General features: G+C 42.1%; 20 protein-coding genes. 1 reads left to right on the forward strand and 19 read right to left on the reverse strand.

All coding sequences use genetic code 11. The annotated features are described in order from the left end of the window. Window positions 1-4 precede the first annotated feature (4 nt). The 3 genes from addB to BW961_RS14260 form a co-directional block, all read right to left on the reverse strand. Complete coding sequence (gene addB, locus BW961_RS14250) at window positions 5-3,526, reverse strand: helicase-exonuclease AddAB subunit AddB (protein ID WP_068587661.1); 3,522 nt, start codon at window positions 3,524-3,526, stop codon at window positions 5-7. Between the two features lie 318 nt (window positions 3,527-3,844). Then, complete coding sequence (locus BW961_RS14255) at window positions 3,845-4,387, reverse strand: flavodoxin family protein (RefSeq protein ID WP_068587663.1); 543 nt, start codon at window positions 4,385-4,387, stop codon at window positions 3,845-3,847. 512 nt (window positions 4,388-4,899) lie between these two features. Further along, the gene (locus BW961_RS14260) at window positions 4,900-6,273 is read right to left on the reverse strand and encodes a class I SAM-dependent rRNA methyltransferase (RefSeq protein ID WP_068587664.1); all 1,374 of its coding nucleotides are present in this window, start codon (window positions 6,271-6,273) and stop codon (window positions 4,900-4,902) included. 134 nt (window positions 6,274-6,407) lie between these two features. Here BW961_RS14260 and BW961_RS14265 point away from each other — a divergent pair, with 134 nt between their 5' ends. Then, window positions 6,408-7,388 carry a Na/Pi cotransporter family protein gene (locus BW961_RS14265; protein ID WP_068587666.1) on the forward strand — a complete coding sequence of 327 codons (981 nt, stop codon included), beginning with the start codon at window positions 6,408-6,410 and terminating at the stop codon, window positions 7,386-7,388. A gap of 5 nt (window positions 7,389-7,393) precedes the next feature. Here the strand turns inward: BW961_RS14265 and BW961_RS14270 are convergent, their stop codons facing one another. The 16 genes from BW961_RS14270 to BW961_RS14345 all read right to left on the reverse strand — a co-directional run bounded on the left by BW961_RS14270 (window position 7,394) and on the right by BW961_RS14345 (window position 23,293). Further along, entirely contained in the window at window positions 7,394-7,825 is a 432-nt protein-coding gene (locus BW961_RS14270) for an NUDIX hydrolase (RefSeq protein WP_068587669.1), read from the reverse strand. A gap of 146 nt (window positions 7,826-7,971) precedes the next feature. Continuing rightward, window positions 7,972-8,736 carry an RsmE family RNA methyltransferase gene (locus BW961_RS14275; protein WP_068587671.1) on the reverse strand — a complete coding sequence of 255 codons (765 nt, stop codon included), beginning with the start codon at window positions 8,734-8,736 and terminating at the stop codon, window positions 7,972-7,974. Window positions 8,737-8,765: 29 nt separating this feature from the next. Next, the gene (locus BW961_RS14280; RefSeq protein ID WP_068587674.1) at window positions 8,766-9,449 is read right to left on the reverse strand and encodes a site-2 protease family protein; all 684 of its coding nucleotides are present in this window, start codon (window positions 9,447-9,449) and stop codon (window positions 8,766-8,768) included. A gap of 2 nt (window positions 9,450-9,451) precedes the next feature. Further along, window positions 9,452-10,420 (reverse strand): 50S ribosomal protein L11 methyltransferase, encoded by a 969-nt coding sequence (gene prmA / locus BW961_RS14285; RefSeq protein ID WP_068587677.1) that lies wholly within the window; start codon window positions 10,418-10,420, stop codon window positions 9,452-9,454. 171 nt (window positions 10,421-10,591) lie between these two features. Continuing rightward, a complete protein-coding gene (locus tag BW961_RS14290) occupies window positions 10,592-10,783 on the reverse strand; it encodes a YfhD family protein (protein ID WP_068587679.1) in 192 nt (63 codons plus the stop codon). 36 nt (window positions 10,784-10,819) lie between these two features. Beyond that, window positions 10,820-11,119: a hypothetical protein gene (locus BW961_RS14295; protein ID WP_068587681.1), complete on the reverse strand. Its 300-nt coding sequence runs from the start codon at window positions 11,117-11,119 to the stop codon at window positions 10,820-10,822. A gap of 143 nt (window positions 11,120-11,262) precedes the next feature. Continuing rightward, window positions 11,263-12,378 carry a molecular chaperone DnaJ gene (gene dnaJ / locus BW961_RS14300; RefSeq protein ID WP_068588113.1) on the reverse strand — a complete coding sequence of 372 codons (1,116 nt, stop codon included), beginning with the start codon at window positions 12,376-12,378 and terminating at the stop codon, window positions 11,263-11,265. 140 nt (window positions 12,379-12,518) lie between these two features. Then, a complete protein-coding gene (gene dnaK / locus BW961_RS14305; protein ID WP_068587684.1) occupies window positions 12,519-14,357 on the reverse strand; it encodes a molecular chaperone DnaK in 1,839 nt (612 codons plus the stop codon). A 76-nt stretch (window positions 14,358-14,433) separates the two neighbouring features. Next, entirely contained in the window at window positions 14,434-14,997 is a 564-nt protein-coding gene (grpE, locus tag BW961_RS14310; RefSeq protein ID WP_068587687.1) for a nucleotide exchange factor GrpE, read from the reverse strand. An 88-nt stretch (window positions 14,998-15,085) separates the two neighbouring features. Beyond that, the gene (locus BW961_RS14315) at window positions 15,086-16,639 is read right to left on the reverse strand and encodes a TCP-1/cpn60 chaperonin family protein (RefSeq protein WP_068587688.1); all 1,554 of its coding nucleotides are present in this window, start codon (window positions 16,637-16,639) and stop codon (window positions 15,086-15,088) included. Between the two features lie 13 nt (window positions 16,640-16,652). Beyond that, the gene (hrcA, locus tag BW961_RS14320; RefSeq protein ID WP_068587690.1) at window positions 16,653-17,684 is read right to left on the reverse strand and encodes a heat-inducible transcriptional repressor HrcA; all 1,032 of its coding nucleotides are present in this window, start codon (window positions 17,682-17,684) and stop codon (window positions 16,653-16,655) included. Between the two features lie 108 nt (window positions 17,685-17,792). Continuing rightward, complete coding sequence (locus tag BW961_RS14325) at window positions 17,793-18,254, reverse strand: N-acetyltransferase (RefSeq protein ID WP_068587692.1); 462 nt, start codon at window positions 18,252-18,254, stop codon at window positions 17,793-17,795. A gap of 73 nt (window positions 18,255-18,327) precedes the next feature. Beyond that, complete coding sequence (gene hemW, locus BW961_RS14330; protein ID WP_139331653.1) at window positions 18,328-19,524, reverse strand: radical SAM family heme chaperone HemW; 1,197 nt, start codon at window positions 19,522-19,524, stop codon at window positions 18,328-18,330. Window positions 19,525-19,627: 103 nt separating this feature from the next. After that, entirely contained in the window at window positions 19,628-21,442 is a 1,815-nt protein-coding gene (gene lepA / locus BW961_RS14335) for a translation elongation factor 4 (RefSeq protein ID WP_068587695.1), read from the reverse strand. A 109-nt stretch (window positions 21,443-21,551) separates the two neighbouring features. Continuing rightward, window positions 21,552-21,983 carry a hypothetical protein gene (locus BW961_RS14340; protein WP_068587697.1) on the reverse strand — a complete coding sequence of 144 codons (432 nt, stop codon included), beginning with the start codon at window positions 21,981-21,983 and terminating at the stop codon, window positions 21,552-21,554. Between the two features lie 35 nt (window positions 21,984-22,018). Then, entirely contained in the window at window positions 22,019-23,293 is a 1,275-nt protein-coding gene (locus BW961_RS14345; RefSeq protein ID WP_068587699.1) for a stage II sporulation protein P, read from the reverse strand. Window positions 23,294-23,352: the final 59 nt, after the last annotated feature.

Consider the following 23,352-nt stretch of genomic DNA (forward strand, 5'->3'; position numbering starts at 1 on the left):
TCGATCACGGTGTATCTCCTCCTTGTGTCTTTGACAGCATGTCCCATACTTGCGATTTGTTCGGTTTGCCCATGATATGATAATGGTTACCTTCAACATTTTCATCGAAATGGCAGACCGGCTTATAGGAACAGAACGTACAGGCCGTCTCATGCTGAATCCGATAAGGTTCAATCTTGACGTCGCCTTCCGTAATCCGTGTTCCTATATTCACAATATTGCTCCGAACCGAAGATAATAGACTATCCCATTGTTCCGAAGTTGCCACTGCCGCACTGCTATAGAATGTACCATCGGACTTTACAGCGACAGGCAGTATGGCTGAATGCCCTTTATCTAGGGACGTGTCCATCTGTGCAACTACTTCACGATTGGATAGCAGAAGCCCCTTCATTTTGAAACGCTTGAGCAGTTCATCGGCTGCTTGCTCAGCATTCATGCCATTCGCAGATTGTAACAATGGATCATGTACATGAAAATATAGTGTGCCAGCTGGTATCGCCGCTGCGCCCAACCACTCCTCCGAATACGTTAATAACACATCCAAATAGGTTAATAGTTGAAGCGATAATCCATAATACACCTCATGTAGCTTAAGATCATTCTGACTGGATTTATAGTCAATAACCCTCAGCATCATCCCTTGTGCTCCCTGCGCCATATCTACACGGTCAATTCGACCTATAACTTCCATGACTGAACCATTCGGTAGTGGAAAAATTAAGGGAGGTAACGTCTTCCCAGGGCCAAAATCAAGTTCTAAACCAATAGGCTCAAAGTTCCCTCGTCTTGCATGTTCACCAAGAATGATCGAAGCTCTTCCGACGATATTCTTCAATTTCCTTGAAATATACGCATATCTTTTAGAGCTAAGCAGGATTTCTCCTTGTAAAAGTGGTGTTAAGCGATCCACTGCGATGCTTGCTTCCTGCCGACATTCGTCAGCCGTTAAACTTCCCCAGCTTACACTGCGATTCTGTAATTGTGTAGCCATATCACTTAATGCTGAGTGGAACAATTGACCAATATCAGGCGCCTTTAAGCGATACATCTGACGTTCCTTCAGCTTAAGGCCATGCGAAGCAAAGTGTGAGAATGGACAAGCTACGAATTTCTCCATCCGAGACACACTGGTTCTTACCTTAGATCCGTACAACCTCCGACTCGTACCCAAATCCAACGGTTGTGTATCGTTGACATAGAACAACGAACGAAGCAACATGGACAGAGGTTCACGCCAATCCGCTTGTTGAAGATACCAATTGTAGATTTCCCACCAGAAATCAGCAATCTCCATACCATTCTTCCACTTACGTAGCTGTACAATTAAATGACTCAACGTCACTTCCGGATTCGTTACAAAACCTTGTTGTTCTAAAAGTGATTGTTCACGTAATGGTTGTCCTGCTAGTGGAGCATCCTTTAACAAAGGATACATCTTCTTTATATGCCTGATCACTTCCGAAGGTAAGAGGACTTTGCCTTCTTCATCGGCTGATGCATAAGAAATCCATACATGTTTACTTGCTGAAGTTAACGCATTGTAGATTAGAAACCGCTCATCTAACAACTTGCGCGAAATACTCGGAGCAAGCTCCATACCTGTATCTGTTAATAACATACGTTCTTGTTCCGTCAGTACTCCATCTTCTTGAATCACTGCAGGAACGACGCCATCATTGAACCCTAGTAGAAACGTATATTTCACACCACTTGTACGCGTACGGTCCATATTTCCAATTAATATTTGATCAATGGACGGTGGCACCAAAGACAACTTCATTTCCGTTAGCCCTGTTTCTAGTATCCCTGTAAATAGATCCACACCAATATTCTCTTCACCCATTAACTCCACAATTTGATCAAGTAAATCTAGAATAGCACCCCATAATTGACGGTGTTCTCGTGCCTCTTCTGGTTGACCCAGCTCTAATGCTTCATGGCTCATGGCATCCAATTTCTGTGGAACACCCGCGTCCTCCAATAGAAGATATACTGCTGTACAAAGATCACGAGCCGTCTTTCCTGCCTTTAATCTCTTCTCAAAAGAAAACAACGGTCCACTTACCGCTGCACGACAGCGTTCCATCAACTCAAGTAACTGCTCACCGTTCTTCTGTCGATCCACTGCATCATTTTCAAGTGAAAGACTAGGAATCGCTCTCCACGGACGTCCATCTGTCCAGCGATACCCTTGAATGCTACATGCTAATACGTAATTCTCTAACCGATCCATATCCGTACGGTCTAACGAACCATCTAACGGGAGTAGTAAATCAGTCTTGATACAGCGAAATACATCTTCATATCTCCATCGGCGATTCACGATATCAAGGGAAGATCGAATGAACTCCACTAATGGATGATGCAATTCGCTCCGCTTCTGATCAAGAAAGAAGGGAACGCCATAATCCCGACAAAGCGGACCCAAGATAGGCTCATAATCTCCTAATTGGCGTACAAAAATAGCGATATCTCTAAATCTTGCCCCTTCCTCACGAACGAGTCGAAGCATTTCACGTAGTGCTCCCTCTACCTCTGCACGACGGTTTACCCCTACATGAATAGAGACGCCATGTTGATCCAGATTTTCATGATCTACTTCACTGCGCCAAGGAATTCGACGATCATACCCTTGTTCGAGATGAGCAAGTTCGGGACTATCTTTGAATCTTGGAAGATTATCCGGTCTCAGTAAAATATCTGTTGAGTCCACACCTAATTCTGTAACCATTCCTTTTAACTTCACATAGGTGGTCGCGGATGGATAGAATAAATCCAATTCATGAGGTAACATCCCTGGGGCAAATGCCTTATCCAGCGTAAGTGCTATCGTTACAGAAGCAGCACACGATATTAATTGCTGCAACACGATAAATTCTTGTGGAGTGAACCCATGAAAACCATCAATCCAGATGTCTGCATCTTTCACATAAGAAGAATTCGGAATCGCTTCAGCTAGTGTCATTAAATGATCTTCATTATCCATATATAAAGGCGATAATTCTTGCTCAAAATCACGATAGAGCGTTAGAATATCTCCTAGCTTATCTCGTAAAATTGGGGTGCCCGATCCGTTTACGTGCATCCGTGATATCTGTTCCTCTACATGTGTAGCATCAATACAATAGCGTTTCATTTCCGTGTAGAGTTTACTAAGACGACCCACGAATCCCATTTGATCACCCGATGGACCAAATAGCTTCAACTCATCTTTACGCCTTTGGATGATTTTGTAGAGTAGCATTCTTTTTCCTTCTTCACTAATACCTACACGTGCCGATCCACCTGTCTCTTGCATGACCCGATAAGCTAGACGTTGGAAGCTAAGCACCTGTGCCCGGGCAATCCCGTTGATAGAACCTGATGTAACCAATTCGTGTTCAGCTTGAAAAGAGCCCTGTTCAGGCACGAGAAGAATCATAGGTTTACCTTGAGGTTCTCTACTTAGTCGTGTAGAGATATCTTGCATGATATTCGTGGTCTTACCGCTTCCCGAACGTCCTAATAGAAAATGAACCGACATGGGATGCCTCCTTTATATTTAGATCTCAAATTTATATAAAAAAACAAAAATGCACCGATGCATTACATAGTAAAATGGAAGTATACCAACGACCAATAATACCAATATGCGAGGTACATTTCCATGAAATTACAATAAAATCGCTTCACTACCGCTAAGCTCAATTATAACACACTCGGCTTTGACCCTGAACTGATAGATTATATCCATCTTGATGTATAAAGATGACGAAAAATGGTAGTTCGACTAGGTCGTAAATTCAAACACAAATAATCCACCAAGTTCAATCCTTAGTGGATTAAGTAAGTAACGATATATTCAGCCCTTAAGCGTGATTCTTTTCCGTAATTCCTCCACACTCGCAAGCGCAGCAGCATCCTCTAGAATCGATTCCGGCTTGTTTCCGTCTCCAATAATATACCCATCCAATTTGGTGCCTGTAAAATCGAAAATATATTGGAATTGTTGGATAAGAGGTAGTCCTTTCACATGAGGTTCATCATCTCCAACAGCGATAACATAGGCTTTTTTGGCAGACATTTTCGCTAAGAAATGTCCCCTATTTTCACGTAATGCTTGAGACCAACGGTCTACAAAGGTTTTCATAACGCCTGATATGCCATACCAGTAGATCGGTGTCGTAAACACAATCGTATCCTGCTCCAATACTCTGTCCATTAGTTTATGGTAATCATCATCCGGGTATGCTCCAGGTTCAGTATGACGATAGTCTACTATGGGTTGAAGATTATAGTCCGACAAATAGATTCGATCCGCATCCAAGCCCTCGACTAATAAATCAGCTAGTGTGTCTGAATTTCCGTGTCTTCGAGAACTTCCGTAAAGAACAACAATTCCCATCGATTAGCCTCCTTAAGTATAAATCAATTCAATATTTCGTATTAATGCTATCCGCGGATTCTCTTGCTTCCCTATCGCCCTTAGAGCATTTTTCCACTTTTAAATATTAATTAATATTATTCCTACATGAATAATGAGTATTTACGTATTGTTTAGTCACATTTTTTCTTAAATTCTAATCAACTTCTACATTCATCTGACTTTCATCAAATACGTGAGGGATTAAAATCCGTCTTAAAATTATCATATATTTTCCATTCAAGTCAATTGAAGTTCGATCAACATCTTCTATTAGAGAATAGGATATCTCTATGTGTCAGAAATCATTTTCTTTTTGTTTATCCTATAACAAATTCGTACAATCCAGACTGTAGCATTCTATCAAGGTAGTCTTGATGGATTCTCATGTAATAATGCGACAGAAAAAAAGCATTCTTCTCTCAATTAAATTGAGAAAAGGATGCTTTTTTTGATTAGAGAATTATTCCAAAATCAATGCTCTGTGATTCACATTATTTACTACGCACTTCAAAGATTGCGAATTTAAGATAGTGACCTTCATCTACACCTAGAATCTGTGGATGATCTTTACCGGCTGCACGCCACTCAATTAGACGAAGAATCTTACCTGCATCTAATGCAGCATCTTGGATCGTCTCCAGAAAAATATCTGGACGCATGTGGTAGGAACAACTTGCTGTTACGAGGAATCCACCTTCATTTACGAGCTTCATTCCATGAAGATTAATATCTTTATAACCGCGAGATGCCCCAGGAACTGCACTCTTCGTTTTAGCGAATGCTGGAGGATCGAGAATAACAACATCCCATGTTCTACCCACACCTGGGGTCATTGGTTTAGAAGTATCTACCTTGTTCTTTCCTGTTCCCGGAGTAGATCGTTTCTCCCTCTCATCGACACCCTTAACCTGTGTGCGGAGATATTGGAAAGCATCATCTACAACGAACTCTACTCGGTCTGTAAACCCATTTAGATCAACATTCTCCTGAGCGCTCTCAATGGCATGTTGAGAAATATCTAGACAAGTTACCTTCTTAGCTCCATATTTACAAGCGTGTAGTGTAAAGCTACCTGTATGTGAGAAACACTCTAACACTGTAGCTCCATCCCAATAAGGGAATGTAACAACACTGCCACTCTTATTCACAGGTAGTTCCTTCGTGACTCCATCTTGTTCAACGTCCTGAACAGTGATGCCACTTCTTCCCCCCCAACCTGTCATTAAAGGCTCAATCGAAGCGCGGTTCTCACGTTGATCGAAGAAATAACCTGTCTTCTGCCCTTCAACAATATCGACTTTAATGGCAAGACCATTCTCGCGAACGGTCACATGGCGTGGACACTCTCCATACAATGGCCCCTTCACTTGTTCCAAGCCTTCCAATTCACGCACAGATACGTCGCTGCGTTCATAAATTCCCTGTGGTTTCATGACTTGTACTAACGCTTCCACAATATCATTACGACATACGTCCATGCCAAGCGTTAACAATTGGATGACAAGTATATCACCGAATCGATCTACAATTAGACCAGGTAAGAAATCCGCCTCACCATAGACCAATCGGTAAGCTGTCTCTCCCTTGGTGAACCGCTCACGATGCTGTAGCGTGTTCTGGAAACGATCAACAAAGAAGGCTTTATCCATTGCTTCCAGCGGTTTGTAAGAAACGACTCTGACCGTGATTTGTGAAGCATCATTATAATAACCTGTCCCGAGATACCGCTTCTGATGATTAAGAATGTTCACCAATTGTCCTGCTTCTGGTTCCCCTTCTACCGTTGCGATTTCACTTTTGTATACCCAAGGATGCCCTTGTTCTAATCTTTTCTTCTGACTGCGATGTAAAATAACTGATGCCACTATACTTCACTCCCTAATATTTACCTGTATGAACACTCGTTGTCACCACAGGTTCTGTCATGTTTGTCATGGCTGTACAGCCATGAACATATAAGTAAATCATAGGACAAGAATCACTAAAGGAGACTCATTCCATGTTCCAATCTATTATTTTCCCCATTATATACGGACTCGCCATTTTTCTATTTGGTATGAAGGTCATGGAAATCGCCTTAGCACGTTGGGCAGGTCCCTTCTTGACCTCTTTCCTAAGAAAAGCAACCGCATCCCCACTCAAAGGCATGTTGTTCAGCACAGTAATTACAGCCATTCTACAAAGTAGTACGGCAGTAACTGTCATCACCATGGGTCTTGTAAATGCCGGTCTACTCACCTACGCTAGAACAATTGGTATCATTCTAGGTAGCAACATCGGCACCTGTCTAACGACCGAATTAATCGGTTTACAGATCGGACAGATCGCAGCACCTCTACTACTTCTAGCCCTAACGATATGGGCCATCGCTGTGATCACTAACGATCGAAATTCATGGAAACTTCGCCGTTTCAAGCATCTCTACGAGCCCATACAGTACATTTCTCTCGCAGTAGCTGGATTTGCACTGGTCATGTTTGGCATTCGTGTCATGCAATCCATTGGACCCACATTGGATACCTATGGTGTCTTCGCATGGTTCATCGAGCGCGCCTCTCAGAATGTCCTCTGGGGAGTAGCCGCTGGAGCTTGCCTAACCGCTCTTATACACAGTAGTGCAGCGGTCATCGGCCTAGCGATGGGACTGGCTAGTTCCGGAGCCCTTCCAGTAGAGGTTGGTATCGCTATCGTCCTTGGTTCCAACATAGGTACTTGCCTTACAGCCGTTATTGCTTCAGCAGGGAGTACTCCCTCAGGCAAATTTGTCGCTTGGACTCATGTCGTATTGAACGTTGGCGGTGCAGCTTTATTCATGCCTTTTATTCAACAATTACATCATGTGTCGGCTTGGATTTCCAGTGATTTGGGTAGTCAAATAGCCCATTCTCAGACGATATTTAACATCCTATGTTCACTTATAGCACTTCCCATATGTTATCTCCCATTCTGGAGAAGAATAGATCATCGTTTACCAAAATAGATTTATCAGACATTTACTCCAAGTAGCAAAAGGGCTTTCCTTAGAATAGCATCATTATTACGATATCCACTCTTTTGCTGACGATTCCAAGCCATCTTAGAATCGTACCATGACACTTCATTGATCTCTTCAACCTGCGGTTTCAGTTGACCACCCTTGGCTTCCACTAGATAATAGTGTACTTCCTTATTAACTTCACCATAAACGGAATTCTGATACGTGTACGCGATGATATCTACAGGGGAGACAATTTCTCCAAGTATGCCTGTCTCCTCTTCAATTTCACGTAGAGCGGTCTCTTCGATCGTCTCTCCAAGCTCCATCTTACCCTTCGGTAAGGATATCTTGCCATAACGGTCCAGTATAAGCTGTATCCGAAGACCCTCTTGCTCTTTCATGTACACGACGCCACCTGCTGAGATCTCTTTGCGTGCCATAGATGATGACCCCCAATATTCCATATTATTAAAAATAATAACAACAAGGATTTCATTTCCGCTAACGTGGAAATGAAATCCCTGTCCATATTGTCGCTAAAACGTGTGATTGTCCGCAAGTATCTATGGATGGTGTATGGCGTACATTAGACTCCGCCCATTTCACCAAAGTCGTATAATATGCAGGAAAGGGCAACCATACCGGCAGTCTCACAGCGAAGAATCCGACGTCCTAATCCTACACTTATAGCGCCCGCTTCCTCAGCTTTACGACATTCTGCTTCGCTAAATCCGCCTTCTGGACCAACCATGAGAAGCACTTTAGGTGCGCTACCTGTTGTTATACTTTGGATAAAGGGAGTCAGAGCATCACGTAATTGTAACCCATGCTCTTTCTCGTAACAGAAATATACGGCATCATATCCTGCAAATGATTTCATAAGCTGAGACCATGTCATTGAAGGCTCAACGACCGGAACGATATTACGGTGACTTTGCTCAGCAGCTTCTTTACAAATCTTACGCCACCGGTCTAGACGTTTCTCTTCTTTCTTCGAATCATACTGAACAATGGTCCGTTCTGAAAGAAATGGTACAAAGGACACCGCGCCGATTTCTGTGCACTTCTGAATAACCGTCTCCATCTTATCCCCTTTGGGAAGACTCTGTGCTACAGTAACTTTCACTTGTGCTTCTTGTAACATATCGAGATGTTCAACGATATTAGCAGAAACTAGATCTTGCTCTAATACCGCTAACTCAACTAACGCTTCGCGAGATAGACCATCACTTACAATGATCTTATCTCCTACCTTACCACGCATCACTTTCGTGATATGTCTCGCATCATCCCCAGTAATCTCTACTGTATCGTCCTTGAATTGTTCCACAGATACAAAGTATCGTTGCATCGCTTATCCACATCCTATCCTTACATAAATTAAGCCCCAAACATCACCATAAACATATTTATAAAATTCACATACATCGTCCTAGCCGCGGTATACAGTGGAGAAATTGTATATGTCTGAAGTCCTGGAATAAACAAAATCATCAAAAATATTAACATCGACCACTGTTCGACCTTCTGTAACTTACCTCTAACTTCACGTGGTACGACGTCTTCGAGCACACGGTACCCATCCAATGGAGGTAATGGGATAAGATTAAATAGAAATAGGAAAAAATTCATAATGATAATAAAGTAAAACAAGGTCGCCGTCGCTTCAGCTAATTTCAGATTCGTAATGGAATCCAGAACACCGAATTGAACTAGACCTGCATAAATCAATGATCCCACTACACCGAGTACGAAATTGCTAAGCGGTCCTGCAATCGACACAATGACGCCCATAAGCCGCGGACGATCGAAATTGTCACGGTTCACAGGAACAGGTCTTGCCCAACCAAATCCAGCGATGACTAACAATATAATACCAAATAAATCAAAATGAACAGCCGGATTCAAGGTCACTCGTCCTAACAACTTAGCCGTTGGGTCACCGAATTTATTCGCAAAATAAGCATGCGAGAACTCATGTACCGTAAAAGCCAACATGATCGCTATTAAGAAAAATGGCATTTTGTCAATCGGATAAATCAATATTTTATTTAGAAACTCCATACTTACCTCTTTCTAGCCACAAAGGCAATCCATTCTTCTTCGCGATTCACATCGATAATTTCAAAATTGGCGAGCTTAAGTGCCTCTTGAACAACATGTTCTTTATTTTTGTAAATTCCAGATGTTATAAATATTCCATCAGGCTCCAACACTTGGTACACATCATCAATCAGTAATAAAATAATCTCAGCTAGAATATTTGCAACAACCATATTAACAGGCACGGTCACACCTAAATTCACACCTTCTGATTGGTGCTTAAATACGGAAAGAAGGTCACTTTCTTTAACCGTAATACGATCTTCCATGCCATTAAAAGCAGTATTCTCCTTAGCACTATGAACTGCAACAGGATCCAAATCAACAGCCAAAACATGCTTTGCACCAAGTAGTATGGCTCCGATAGCCAATATACCTGACCCCGTTCCGACGTCGATAATCTCTTCGCCGCCTTTAATCACATTCTCTAACGTGCGTAGACAAAGAGATGTGGTCGGGTGCGCACCCGTACCAAATGCCATTCCCGGATCTAAATGAATAAGCTTCTCATCTTCAGATTCAGGAGTATATTCTTCCCATGTTGGCTTTATCGTTAGGGTCTTGGATACACGCAAAGGCTTAAAATATTTCTTCCATGCATCAGCCCAATCTTCTTCATTGACTGTTTTGCTCTCATATCGAACATCACCAATATCAACATACTCACCCAGCTCTTCGATCCGCTGTTTCAATGTTAGCATAATCGAATCAAGCTCCAATTCCAAAGAGAAATAGCCTTTAATCTCAGCCTGACCTTCTGGAATGTTATTAAGTGGCACATCATATAGCTCGCCATATTTCGTATCCCGTACTTTATTTAACGTTCCTGATTCTTCAATGGACACGCCACCCGCTCCTGCCTCGTGCAGGAAATTAGAAATCATTTCAACTGATTCTTCCGTGGTATGTATCGTAAACTCATGCCATAACATTATGTAAATATCCCCCTCGTACTTTTGCATAAATATCATTGTACTATACAAAGAGTTCTGTGTACAAAATTTCAACTAGATAATTAAACGGCTATGTCGTCCTTCTATAGACGACATAGCCATATTCTAATCCATTACGTCCCTTATCCACTCATGATCCAAGTAAAGGATCTATTTTTCATCACGATTCATTCTTTTTAACTGACGTCCATCTGCTGCTTCACTTCTTCTTATCGCTTCAACATCTTCATGATCCGCTTCCAGAGCTGAGAACTCGACGTCTTCTTGTTTGGCAGACATCAGTTCAATAATCTTCTCTGTCTTTGTCATTTCCACATTCTTCTCGTGCGTATATTCACTCATTTCATTTAACCTTCCTTCCTCAAATTTAAGCTAAGACTACACCATGCCCCCAGCCTCTTCAATAATGCGCATGGCTTGATCGAAAGAATCATTCTCTGTCACTACGGTTAGTAGAATATCAAATCCTCTCGTCCCATCTTGACCTCTATCACTCATGCCGCCACTCACTGCAGAAGTAGCCGTCAGAATTCCTTCGGAAGGATTAAGATCACCTCCCATGTACGAACCAAATCGATTAATGGACATATCAACAACACGTAATGACGCAAGCTTTCGTGATACCTGATCTGCTTCTTCGGGACTTTTGAAATAAGCTAGAATATTTCTTTCCCCCATCTTTAATACTCACCTACGCTTTCATACCCCTAGGTTACCGCTCTATTCTTCTAATTATGCGTGTTAACAAATGCAAAAAAAGCTCAGCCATAAAGGCTGAGCTTTCAATTTCTATGCAATGCTTTTGATAAGTTAATAATGGATCAATCTCCGCGGAAAGCCTTCTTCACACGATCAAAGAATGATTGTTCATGTTCATGTGTCTTTTCTCCATCTAAAGAAGCAATTTGGCGAAGTAAATCTTTTTGCTCATCGCTTAGATTACTTGGCGTAACGATCACGACTTTAACATGCTGATCTCCTTGGCCGATACCACGAAGACGTGGCACTCCCTTACCTCTGAGACGGAAGAATGTACCTGTCTGAGTACCTGCTGGAATCTTAAGCTTCACTTTTTCTGTTAATGTCGGAATTTCAACATCATCACCTAAGGCAGCTTGAGCAAAAGTCAGCGGGATCTCGCAATAAACATCGTCCCCTTCACGTTCAAAGAACTCATGAGCTTTGACGCGAATAACAATATATAGGTCACCTGATGGACCCCCACGTACTCCGCCTTCACCTTCACCCGTCATCCGTAGTTGTGCTCCATCATCTACACCAGCAGGGATCTTAACATGAATTTTACGTTGTTTTTTAACTTTACCTTGTCCTTGGCAAGTTGTACAACGTTCCTTAATGATTTTACCGTTACCACTACAAGTCGAACAAGTACGGCGATTCACCATACGTCCGAATGGTGTATTCTGCACGACTTCTTCTTGTCCACTACCATGACACACATGACAAGTCTGAGGTTTCGTACCAGGCTTAGCACCCGAACCATGACATGTATCACAATTCTCCGTACGTGGAATAGTAATATCATTTTCTTTTCCAAATACAGCTTCTTTGAACTCGATTGTCATCGTGTACTGTAGATCGTTCCCACGTTGTGGTGCATTCGGATCACGCCGTCCGCCGCCACCAAAGAACATATCAAATATATCACCCATACCACCACCGAAGTCACCACCACCAGAGAATCCACCTTGGTTAGAATCAACATGTCCATATTGATCATATCCGGCTCTCTTCTGCCCATCACTTAGAACGTCATAGGCTTCTTTAACTTCTTTAAACTTCGTTTCAGCATCATCGGCCTTGTTCACATCTGGATGATATTGTCGTGCAAGTTTGCGATAGGCCTTCTTAATTTCTTCATCTGGTGCGCTTTTGCTAACGCCCAGCACTTCGTAATAATCGCGCTTTTCAGCCACTCTTCCACCCCATACCATCTTATTTATCTTATAAATAGTTGCTGTATTCATTGTAACAAAGGGAAAGCCAAAGCACGGGATGCCCCAGCTTTGACCTTCCCCTTTTCCTACCACAATTTATGAAGGAAACTTTCTATAGGTTACTCTTGTTTTTTATCTTCGTCAACAACTTCGTAATCTGCATCAACAACATTATCCTTTTTAGCTCCGCCAGTTGCTTCGCCTTCAGCACCTTGCTCAGCCTCAGCAGCTTGCTCATACAACTTCATGGACAATTGTTGAACGATTTCAGTCAACTCTTCAGTTGCCTTAGTAATATCTTCAATGTTATCTGTTTCTAGAGCTGATTTCACTTTTTCTTTCGCTGTTTCAGCTTTTTCGATTTCAGATGCATCGATCTTCTCGCCTAGATCCTTAATCACTTTGTCTGTTGAGTAAACAAGTTGGTCAGCATTGTTCTTCGCTTCGATCAACTCTTTACGTAGACGATCCTCTTCCGCATGCTCTTCAGCATCCTTCATCATACGTTCTACTTCATCATCACTCAAACCACTTGAAGATGTGATTGTAATCTTCTGAGTTTTATTTGTACCTTTATCTGTTGCAGATACGTTAACGATGCCGTTAGCGTCAATATCAAATGTAACTTCAATTTGTGGAATACCACGTTGTGCTGGAGGAATATCTCCTAGCATAAAGCGTCCAAGCGTTTTGTTGCCAGCGGCCATTTGACGCTCACCTTGTAGAACGTGAATCTCAACACTTGGTTGATTATCTGCATAAGTAGAGAATACTTGGGATTTACTTGTAGGGATCGTAGTATTACGTTCGATCATCTTCGTAAATACACCACCTGCAGTTTCAATACCAAGGGACAATGGTGTTACATCAAGAAGAACTACGTCCTTCACGTCACCTGTCAATACGCCTGCTTGAACAGCTGCACCTAGTGCTACAACTTCATCCGGGTTAACGCCTTTATGAGGATCTTTACCTGTCAATTTCTTGATCGCATCTTGAACAGCAGGGATACGTGTAGATCCACCAACAAGAACGATTTTATCAATATCGTTAGCAGTCATTCCAGCATCACTAAGCGCTTGACGAGTAGGTCCAAGCGTACGTTCAACCAAAGAAGCTGTCAATTCATCAAATTTAGCGCGAGTTAGGTTCATCTCTAAATGCTGTGGTACGCCGTCAACTACAGTGATGAACGGCAAGGAGATTGTTGTAGTTAATACACCAGACAATTCCTTTTTCGCTTTTTCTGCAGCATCTTTCAAACGTTGAACAGCCGCTTTATCTTTACCTAGATCGATACCTTGATCTTTCTTGAATTCACTTACTAGATGATCAATAACGAGTTGGTCAAAGTCATCCCCACCAAGACGGTTATCACCACTTGTTGCTTTTACTTCAAAGAAACCATCGCCTAGTTCAAGGATAGATACGTCAAATGTACCGCCACCAAGGTCATACACGAGAATCGTGTGATCTTCTGTCTTCTCCATACCATATGCAAGTGCTGCAGCTGTAGGCTCATTGACAATACGTAGAACTTCAAGACCGGCAATTTTACCAGCGTCTTTTGTTGCTTGACGTTGACTATCATTGAAATAAGCAGGAACTGTAATAACCGCTTGCGTAACAGTCTGTCCTAAGTATGCTTCTGCATCTGATTTAAGCTTCTGTAGAATAATCGCAGAAATCTCTTGTGCAGTATAATCTTTACCATCGATTTGTTCTTTATGATCTGTACCAATATGACGTTTGATCGACATAATTGTACGATCAGGGTTAGTGATCGATTGACGTTTTGCTGTTTCACCAACAATACGTTCTCCGTCTTTCTTAAAACCTACAACCGATGGTGTTGTGCGTGCGCCTTCTGGATTCGGAATAACTACGGCTTCGCCGCCTTCCATAACTGCAACACATGAGTTCGTTGTACCTAAGTCAATTCCAATTACTTTACTCATAATAAAATTCCTCCTTCAATGTGGTCATCATTGTAATTCTATTTATCATTTATTTAGAAATAATTCTAATCAACAACTATTGACTTACTTTTACCATTGCGGGACGAAGTACTTTATCCTTCAACATATAACCCTTTTGAATTTCTTCAACAACGGTACCTTCTGGGTATTCTTCACTCTCAACTTGCATAATAGCTTGATGGAATTCAGGGTTGAATGGTTGACCCACACTGTCCATAGGAACTAAACCTTCTGCCTGTAGTACACCTTCCAATTGACGATAAATCATATTCATCCCTTTTGAGAAAGACTCATTTAAGTTATCTTCAACAACTGTGCTAAACGCTCGATCAAAGTTATCCACAATTGGCAAAAGCTCAGTAATCAGCTTAGTAGATGCGTATTTAGCGAATTCTTCTTTCTCTTTCTGCGTACGCTTGCGATAGTTATCGAAATCCGCTTGAGTACGTAGAACACGTTGTTGATTCTCATCCGCTAATGCTTGTAGACGCTCCAGCTCAAGCGTAGATACGAGTTCTTGTTCAAGCGAAGACGTTGATTGTTCCTCATTTAGTTCTTCAACGATTTCAGTAATTGTATCTTCTGGAACCGTGTTAATGTCCTGTTGTTCTTCTTTCATGATGTCTTCACCTCCTTAGGAAACTTTAAAATGAATTCATTACAAATTTTGATTATGTTATATGAGTTCAATAAGAATAACGGTAATCCTAATCGTTCAACCGTCCATCTTCTTCCCTCATCTTAATCACATTATGAATACGAAGCACTGCTGTTGCGACTTCCCCAGCAGCTTTCAGTCCATGAGACTTGACGAGAGCAGGATCAATAATTCCAGCAAGCTCATAATTAATTACGAGTCCAGTATCACAATCGATTCCCATGCTGTCGCTATTCTCTGCAATCTGAGCTGCACGAGCTTCCTCTAATTTCTCAAGAGGATTATAACCGGCGTTCAGCAAAATCTGGGACATAGGCTTTCTTAAGGCTGCTGCAACTGCAGCAATACCGTATGCCTCCATACCTGTAACGATTTCCCGGTGACGTTCCAATTCATAGGAAACAGCCAACTCAGTTGTGCCTCCACCAGGCAGCACGCCTCCTGATACGGCAGCCTGTAAGGCAGATGCCGCATCTCCTGCGATCCGTGCTGATTCTCCCACGATTTCGGCTGTACTTGCTCCAACAACAACAGTCACGAATGGTTCCTGACTACTTTCTTGGGCTTGCATACGAACACGCTCAAGCTCTTCATCATAAGCGACTCGTGGTGAGCTTCCTAAAACACGTTGCAGTTGTTCTGGATCTTTATGTAACGCAGTACGTCTAACAGGAACGGCGCCCGTCATTTCACATACTCGGCTTAGATCAACACGGCTAATGCGCTGAATGACAAGTATACCATGATCCAGACAGAACTGTTCAGCATCAGGATGAATCCCACGTTCCAACAAGATGACACCCACACCCAGATGAGTCAAGTTCATTAACTCTCTGCCGAACTGTTCCCTTAACTCCATATAACGAGCAAATCCTGCTTCGGTTGTTAATACTTCTTCATCTAAGGTTTCTGGTTCTAACGCATCTTGAAGTACTAATACTCGAATATCTTTTAGAACTTTATTCCCAAGAAAATGCATTGGCTTTTGGCGCAATAACAAACCTTCGAATACTTCATTGTTAGCTTTCTCAATCGCAATCACACAATCCGCCAAATGAAACGTAGGATCCTTAAGCCTTTCCATGCCCACCTTTAAAGCGGCTTCCATGACAAGCTTCACGATATCTCTTCGCTCTCTTCCAGCAACATAAGCTGTTTTCTCTAACAAGGGATCCATGAGGCCTGTAATCTTTCTAGTTCGACGTTCCATTGACTCAATAGCGAATTCGATTCCCTGTTGCATTCCTGAGACGACTTTGGAGGCCGGAACTCCCTTCACAATCTGAGCAACCCCTTCTTGCACTAGCGCACCCGCTAATACCGTTGCTGAGGTTGTGCCGTCTCCTACTTTTCGTTGCTGAGATCGAGCTACCTGAATAAGTAAGCTTGCAGCAGGATGACTTACGTCTATTCTGTCCAAAATAGTGACGCCATCGTTGGTAATGATTACTTCTCCTCTGGCACCCACAAGCATAACATCTAGTCCCTTAGGACCGAGTGTACCTTCGACCGCAGAAGTAATGGCGCGGACTGCATTGCTGTTGTTAAGCAAGGTTGCGTATCGCTCCTCACCTTCACGAACGGGTTGCTGTCCCTGGCTCATTTATTCTCACTCCCTATTTGTACCAATGTGATAATAACGTTGTCAAATCCTTTGAAATAATCTCCATAATACTCATGACTCTGGCATATTCCATCCGAGTAGGTCCTAATATACCAATGGTACCTAGGGACTCTCCTTCTAGTGAGTAGGTAGCCGTAATTAAGCTACAGTTGGCGAAGGCTTGATGATCATTCTCTGTACCAATTCTTACTTGAATGCCACTTTCTCCAGCGGTTGGCGTCATCATTTTCATGAGTGTAGGTGTTTCTGCAAGTAAATCAAGAATATCTTTGACTTTATCAACATCTTTAAATTCGGGTTGCGTGAGCATATTCGTTGTTCCACTTAAATACACTTGGTGATCATGTTCACTATCCAGTACAGAATCCAGTACGATGAGCAACTCTTCGTAATGAGATGTATATCTCTCAAGCTCTTGGGCCACTTCGGAATACAAACGAGATTTCAACTTGAAAAGTGGCACATTAACTAACTTGCTATTAAGCAGATTCACCACTTTCTCCATTTCCGAAACAGATACCCCTGCGGGAATAGCTACTGTCTTATTCTCTACCTGCCCAGTGCTTGTTACGATAATAGCCACTGCTGTCGTCTCATTAAGAGGCAGCAACTGAAAGTGACGTAAAGACGTATGAAACACTTCTGGTCCAAGCAAAATGGATGTGTAGTTCGTCATATGAGAAAGAATCATAGCTGATTGTTGGATGACCTGCTCCATGACATTCAGTTTTTCTGCAAAAAAAGTTCGAATCGTGTTTAGTTCAGCTGGTGCGATAGAATTCCAAGGAGTCATGTGATCCACGTAATAACGGTAGCCTTTATGTGAAGGTATTCTACCAGCAGAAGTATGGGGTTGTTCAAGAAATCCCAATTCTTCTAAATCGGCCATTTCATTACGTATGGTAGCTGGGCTATACCCAACATCAGGTCTCTTGGAAATGCTGCGAGAACCGACAGGTTCGGCAGAACGGATATAATCGTCAACAATAACATTCAATATCATTCTTTGGCGTTCGGTTAACAACTCTTTCTCCTCCTCGCAGCTATCTGTATTCCATCGTCGTTAGCACTCACAAGCAATGAGTGCTAACTGCTAATACAAAAATACCAAACTGACCTAATTGTTGTCAAGTCAGTTCAGTATCTTAAGCACAGCTATCTCATCACAACAATGTTGTTTACTGCAGAAGACGCAGTCCGTCCACACCTTTTCCGGGAAAATTTCTTTCTCTACGACTTCAAATCCATTCTTTACAAAAAACGAAACTTCATATGTTAGAGCCATTACTTTAGGAATGTTCTGCTGTCTTGCTTCCTCAATTAAGGCATCTACCAGCTTAGAACCAATTCCTTGGCCTTTATAGTCATCTAATATACCTAGTGAACGGATCTCCACTAAATCAGTCCCAAGTCTGCATAATGAACCGCACCCGATCACTTCACCTAAGTTTTCTGCTACAACAAATTGATCCAGTTGTTGTTCCAATACCTTAATAGAACGCGGTAGCATAATTCCTTTTTTAGCATAGCCCTCAATCATAATAAAAAGATGTTCCACATCTGCTGGAACTGCTTTTCTGCATAACACTGACATACCTCTTCCCCCTTACACATGCTGCCAATCAATATGAATAAATATACAACAGCACGCATAAAAGTTCAAGACGTTAATTTGTCACGATTGATCCTACAAATTCAGCAAAGACATCATTTCCGAACAATATGCCTTTTTGACTCAAACGATAACCCTCAGGAGTCGCCTCCAGAAGCTCTGCACTCAACATTTTATCAAGCTGTTTGGCAAACACGACATCCATCTGATCTTCGAATTGCTCTTCAAAATGGGCTTTGGATACACCTTGCATAACACGTAGTCCCACCATTAAGAAATCTTCCATTGCTTCTTCTTTCGAAATAGGGAAGCTATCTAGACGTGGGAGACCTTGTTTCACAGCCTCCACATATGGATTAACTCCTTTGATATTCATATGGCGCAGACGTCCCACGTAACCATGTGCACCTGCACCAAGACCATAATAATCCTCATTTAACCAATACGTCATATTGTGACGACTTTCAAACCCAGGTTTAGAAAAATTACTAATTTCATATTGGTTATAACCTGCTTGTTTCATCCGATCCATCAACAGAAGATACATTTGAAGCTCATCATCTTCATGAGGCAAAGGCAATTGGTTCTTCTGATACATCGTATGGAACAGTGTATTCTCTTCCACCTTCAAACTATATATCGAGTAATGATTTAAATTAAGCTCTAGAGCCTTCGTCACGCTCTCTGATAACATCTCAAGCGTCTGATTCGGTAGACCGAACATTAAGTCAATCGACATATTATCAAATCCTGCTTTGCGGGCATTCTCTAAGCTTTTATACACATCATCTGTATTATGAATTCTTCCGATTCCTGAAAGTAGATCATTCTGAAATGCTTGTACACCGAAGCTCACACGGTTAACGCCGCCTTCTCTCATGACCGTCAGTTTCTCCAAATCCGTTGTTCCGGGGTTCGCTTCCATCGAGAATTCAATGTCATCTGACCAATCAGGGAAATGGGTACGGACCGACTTCAAGAAATACGCCATTTCATCGGGCTTCAGAACTGTTGGTGTACCTCCACCTACAAAGATACTCTTAATCTGTCCGGGAGGTGTCTGTTTAACCGTTAATTCCATTTCACGATCTAAGGCAGCCAAATAGTCCATGACCGGCTGATCTTTCAACACATATGAATTAAAGTCACAGTAAAAACACTTGTTGGTGCAAAAAGGAATGTGCAAATAAACCGCTTGAGGCTTACGGCTTCCCAGATGTCCATTTTGCTTGTGTTGCTTAAGTTCAGCCATAATAATCCCCTTCACTCATTAGATATCGTACTTTTATTGTTAGAAAAGGGGAGCCGCAGCGGCTCCCCTGTGATTACTTTACATCTACGCAACACTTGCTTACTTAATCGTCGATTTTCAGTACCGCCATAAATGCTTCCTGCGGAACTTCAACACTTCCGACTTGCTTCATGCGCTTCTTACCTTCTTTTTGCTTCTCAAGCAACTTACGCTTACGAGATATATCTCCACCGTAACATTTAGCCAATACGTTCTTACGCATTGCTTTTACAGTTTCACGTGCAACTACTTTCGTACCTACCGTAGCTTGAATAGGAACCTCGAACATTTGACGCGGAATAATCTCACGAAGCTTCTCACAAATGATACGCCCGCGATTGAACGAACGATCACGGTGAACGATGAATGAAAGAGCATCCACTTGTTCATTGTTAAGCAAGATGTCCATTTTGACAAGGTTAGATGTACGGTATCCAGATATTTCATAGTCAAACGATGCATAACCCTTCGTACCGGACTTCAACTTATCAAAGAAGTCATAAACAATCTCCGAAAGTGGAACTTCATAAATGATTGTTACACGTTTATCATCTAAATACTCCATGTTTACGAACTCTCCACGTTTGTTCTGACACAGTTCCATAACCATACCTACATAATCATTCGGTACGATAATCGCCGCTTTAACGTAAGGCTCTTCTACATGGTCAATCTTACCGATCTCTGGATAGTTAGATGGGTTATCAATTGTAATCATATCCCCATTCGTCATCGCGATTCGGTAAATAACACTTGGTGCCGTGGTGATGAGTGGAATATTGAATTCACGCTCAATCCGTTCCTGAATGATCTCCATATGGAGTAACCCTAAGAATCCACAACGGAATCCAAAACCAAGTGCACTAGAAGATTCCGGCTCAAAGGTTAGAGAAGCATCATTTAACTGCAGTTTCTCTAACGCTTCTCGTAGATCAACATATTCCGATGTCTCAATCGGATATAGTCCGCAATATACCATTGGATTAATTGAACGATATCCAGGTAATGCTTCTGGCGTCGGATTCTTCGCATTGGTTACCGTGTCCCCAACTCGTGTATCCCCAACGTGCTTGATACCAGCAACAATAAAGCCGACATCTCCCACTCTAAGTTCATCCACGATTGTCATGCTAGGCATGAAGGCACCGACCTCAATAACCTCAAACGTTTTGTCTGTCGCCATCATCTTGATCTTGGATCCCGCTTTAATGCTACCATCAATGACTCGAATATACACAATAACACCCTTGTAAGCGTCATAGTGAGAGTCAAAGATCAAAGCTTTAAGTGGTTTGTCCGGATTTCCTGTAGGGGATGGAACTTGTTTTACAACCTGTTCCAATATTTCCCTAATTCCTATTCCCGACTTCGCGGAAGCTAGAACTGCTTGGCTTGCATCCAAGCCGATAACATCCTCAATTTCCTGTCTTACTCGCTCTGGTTCCGCACTTGGTAGATCAATTTTGTTAATAACAGGCAAAATCTCCAAGTTGTTCTCCAGCGCTAAGTAGACGTTAGCGAGCGTCTGAGCTTCAATCCCCTGAGCAGCATCTACGATAAGTAATGCGCCTTCACAAGCCGCAAGACTTCGTGATACTTCATACGTGAAATCCACGTGTCCAGGTGTATCAATTAAATTCAGAATATACTCTTCCCCGTCGTCAGCAAGGTACTTCAAGTTAACAGCTTGCAACTTAATTGTAATACCACGTTCACGTTCGAGATCCATCTTGTCCAATACTTGCTCTTGCATTTCTCGAGAAGTCAGTGCACCCGTATGCTCAAGAATACGGTCAGCCAAAGTAGATTTACCATGGTCTATATGTGCAATGATACTAAAATTACGAATTTTCTTTTGTCTTTCGAATACGTCCGTCATGCCTTACCCCCACAAACAGCCTGATGTATCAATCACCTCATTATAACAGTTGTAGGTAACAGCGGCAATCCCACACACATTTCAATAAATTGGAGGTCATTTACAATACTCATTTCGTCGCAGAACTGAAGAGGGACACCACAAATTGAATACCCTCTTGAGAAGCTTTTTGTAATAAATTGGCCGTTTTATCTGCTAACACATCCACTGTAGGCTTTGAGGTCTCAGGTATTAAAATCTGCTGAGGTGTTTTATCTGAATAGTCAGGCGCGTCCACTTGTTGCTGTTCAGAAATAGTCTCTTTCTGCGTAGGAGCAGGATTCGCCTGTACTGTAATGGTATAAGATCCAGCTGTGCCTGAGTTTGGAATGCCCTGTGGTAAGGGCACTGTTATCTCCTGCGCCGACTTTGGCGTAGTTACCTTACTGATATCAGGTTGGATGGAAGAGGCACGGCTAGGATTTGCTAACTGCATCCCTATTAGAAGTCCTAACCCCGCCCAAATCGTAATCATCCACATTTTTTTAGCGAATCGTGACATCAACGTTCCCCTCCTTTACTTATCCATTTCATTCTTTAGTCGCCACTCTTTGATATCGTTTCAGATTTAACAGTACTAGCCTTCTTCGCCTTCTGATCCGCGAAATACACGTCAGATATCGTATCCGCCAAAACACTGGCTGTCCGCTTAAGTTCTTCTTCCGTACTATCAACCCCACCAATCTCAATCACAATACTATTAGGTGAGAGCGACTGATTATATTCACCGTTGCCCTGCTCTGCTGTTTTGCCCCATATACCTCTTGATATTCCCGGATAAGATTTTTCTAAACGTTTATTTATAGAATTCGCAAAAGCTTCATTTTCTCGCCAATTTTTGTTCTCATGCCCAATGATGAAATACAATTGTGCATAACTTACGCCATTAATCTCAGTCGTTGTCGTTTTATGACGCTGGGAGTCACGGTGAATGTCGAGCAAATACGTTAATTTAGTGTTTTGTGCAAGTGCCGCCTTAACTGCTTGACGGGAATATTTATACGAGAACTTGTAACTATAATCTTTTATATAAGAGGGATAGTCATCTTGTAGATGAATTGCAGAAACACCTTTTGCTTTCAGTTCATTCACGATAAAGCTTCCCACCTGCATGACATTTTGGGAGGGTGAGGCTGAGGTTGGGTTAGTGCTAACTGTTCCTACTAATGGATTAAATGCTTCACGAGCGTGAGAATGATAGATTAGCACCTCACTATTGCTGTCTACAGGTGTTTCCTTTGGAATGTCTTTGTCCAGCGGATCTTTATCAATACCCGGCTTAGTGACGGGGTCCGGCGTGATCGGGTCTGGAAGAACAGCTTCGTTTTCTTGTGATTTGGCATTGGCTACAACCTTAGCGGAATCAGGATGGTAATCCTCCGGCGCCTCCATATTCTCATTCCCAGAAGCACTTCGAAGCAGAACAGGATCATTTGCATCCATTCCTGGTAATTCCCGTGCTAACAGACTTCTAGGATCCCCTGGATTCACACTGGTTAGTAATTGAAATACAAATGTGGTCATTTTCTCGCCCGATAACGCTGAAGATGTTTGCCCTTTACTTAGATGAGGAATCTCCATACCCAGCATATCTTTAAACAATTCACTAGAAAGCGATGAAGCAAAACCCTTCATGGATGACACAGGAGAAGAATTGAATTTATTCTCCGCTATCCCACCAACGCCTAAGAGTAAGAAGAAGACCATCGAACTTAGCGTTAATAGTAAAAAAGTGCGTCCCATCGTTAGAATAGAAAACCATTTAGCTCTCCATTTACGTATATTCCAAATTTGATACCATTTACTTTCCATGTCTAATGTCCTCCTGAAATCTCTTATACTTCAAATCTATGAACTTTAGAGATTCACTA

Origin of the sequence: Paenibacillus macquariensis, from assembly GCF_900156375.1 — a bacterium.
Lineage (GTDB): Bacteria > Bacillota > Bacilli > Paenibacillales > Paenibacillaceae > Paenibacillus_AQ > Paenibacillus_AQ macquariensis.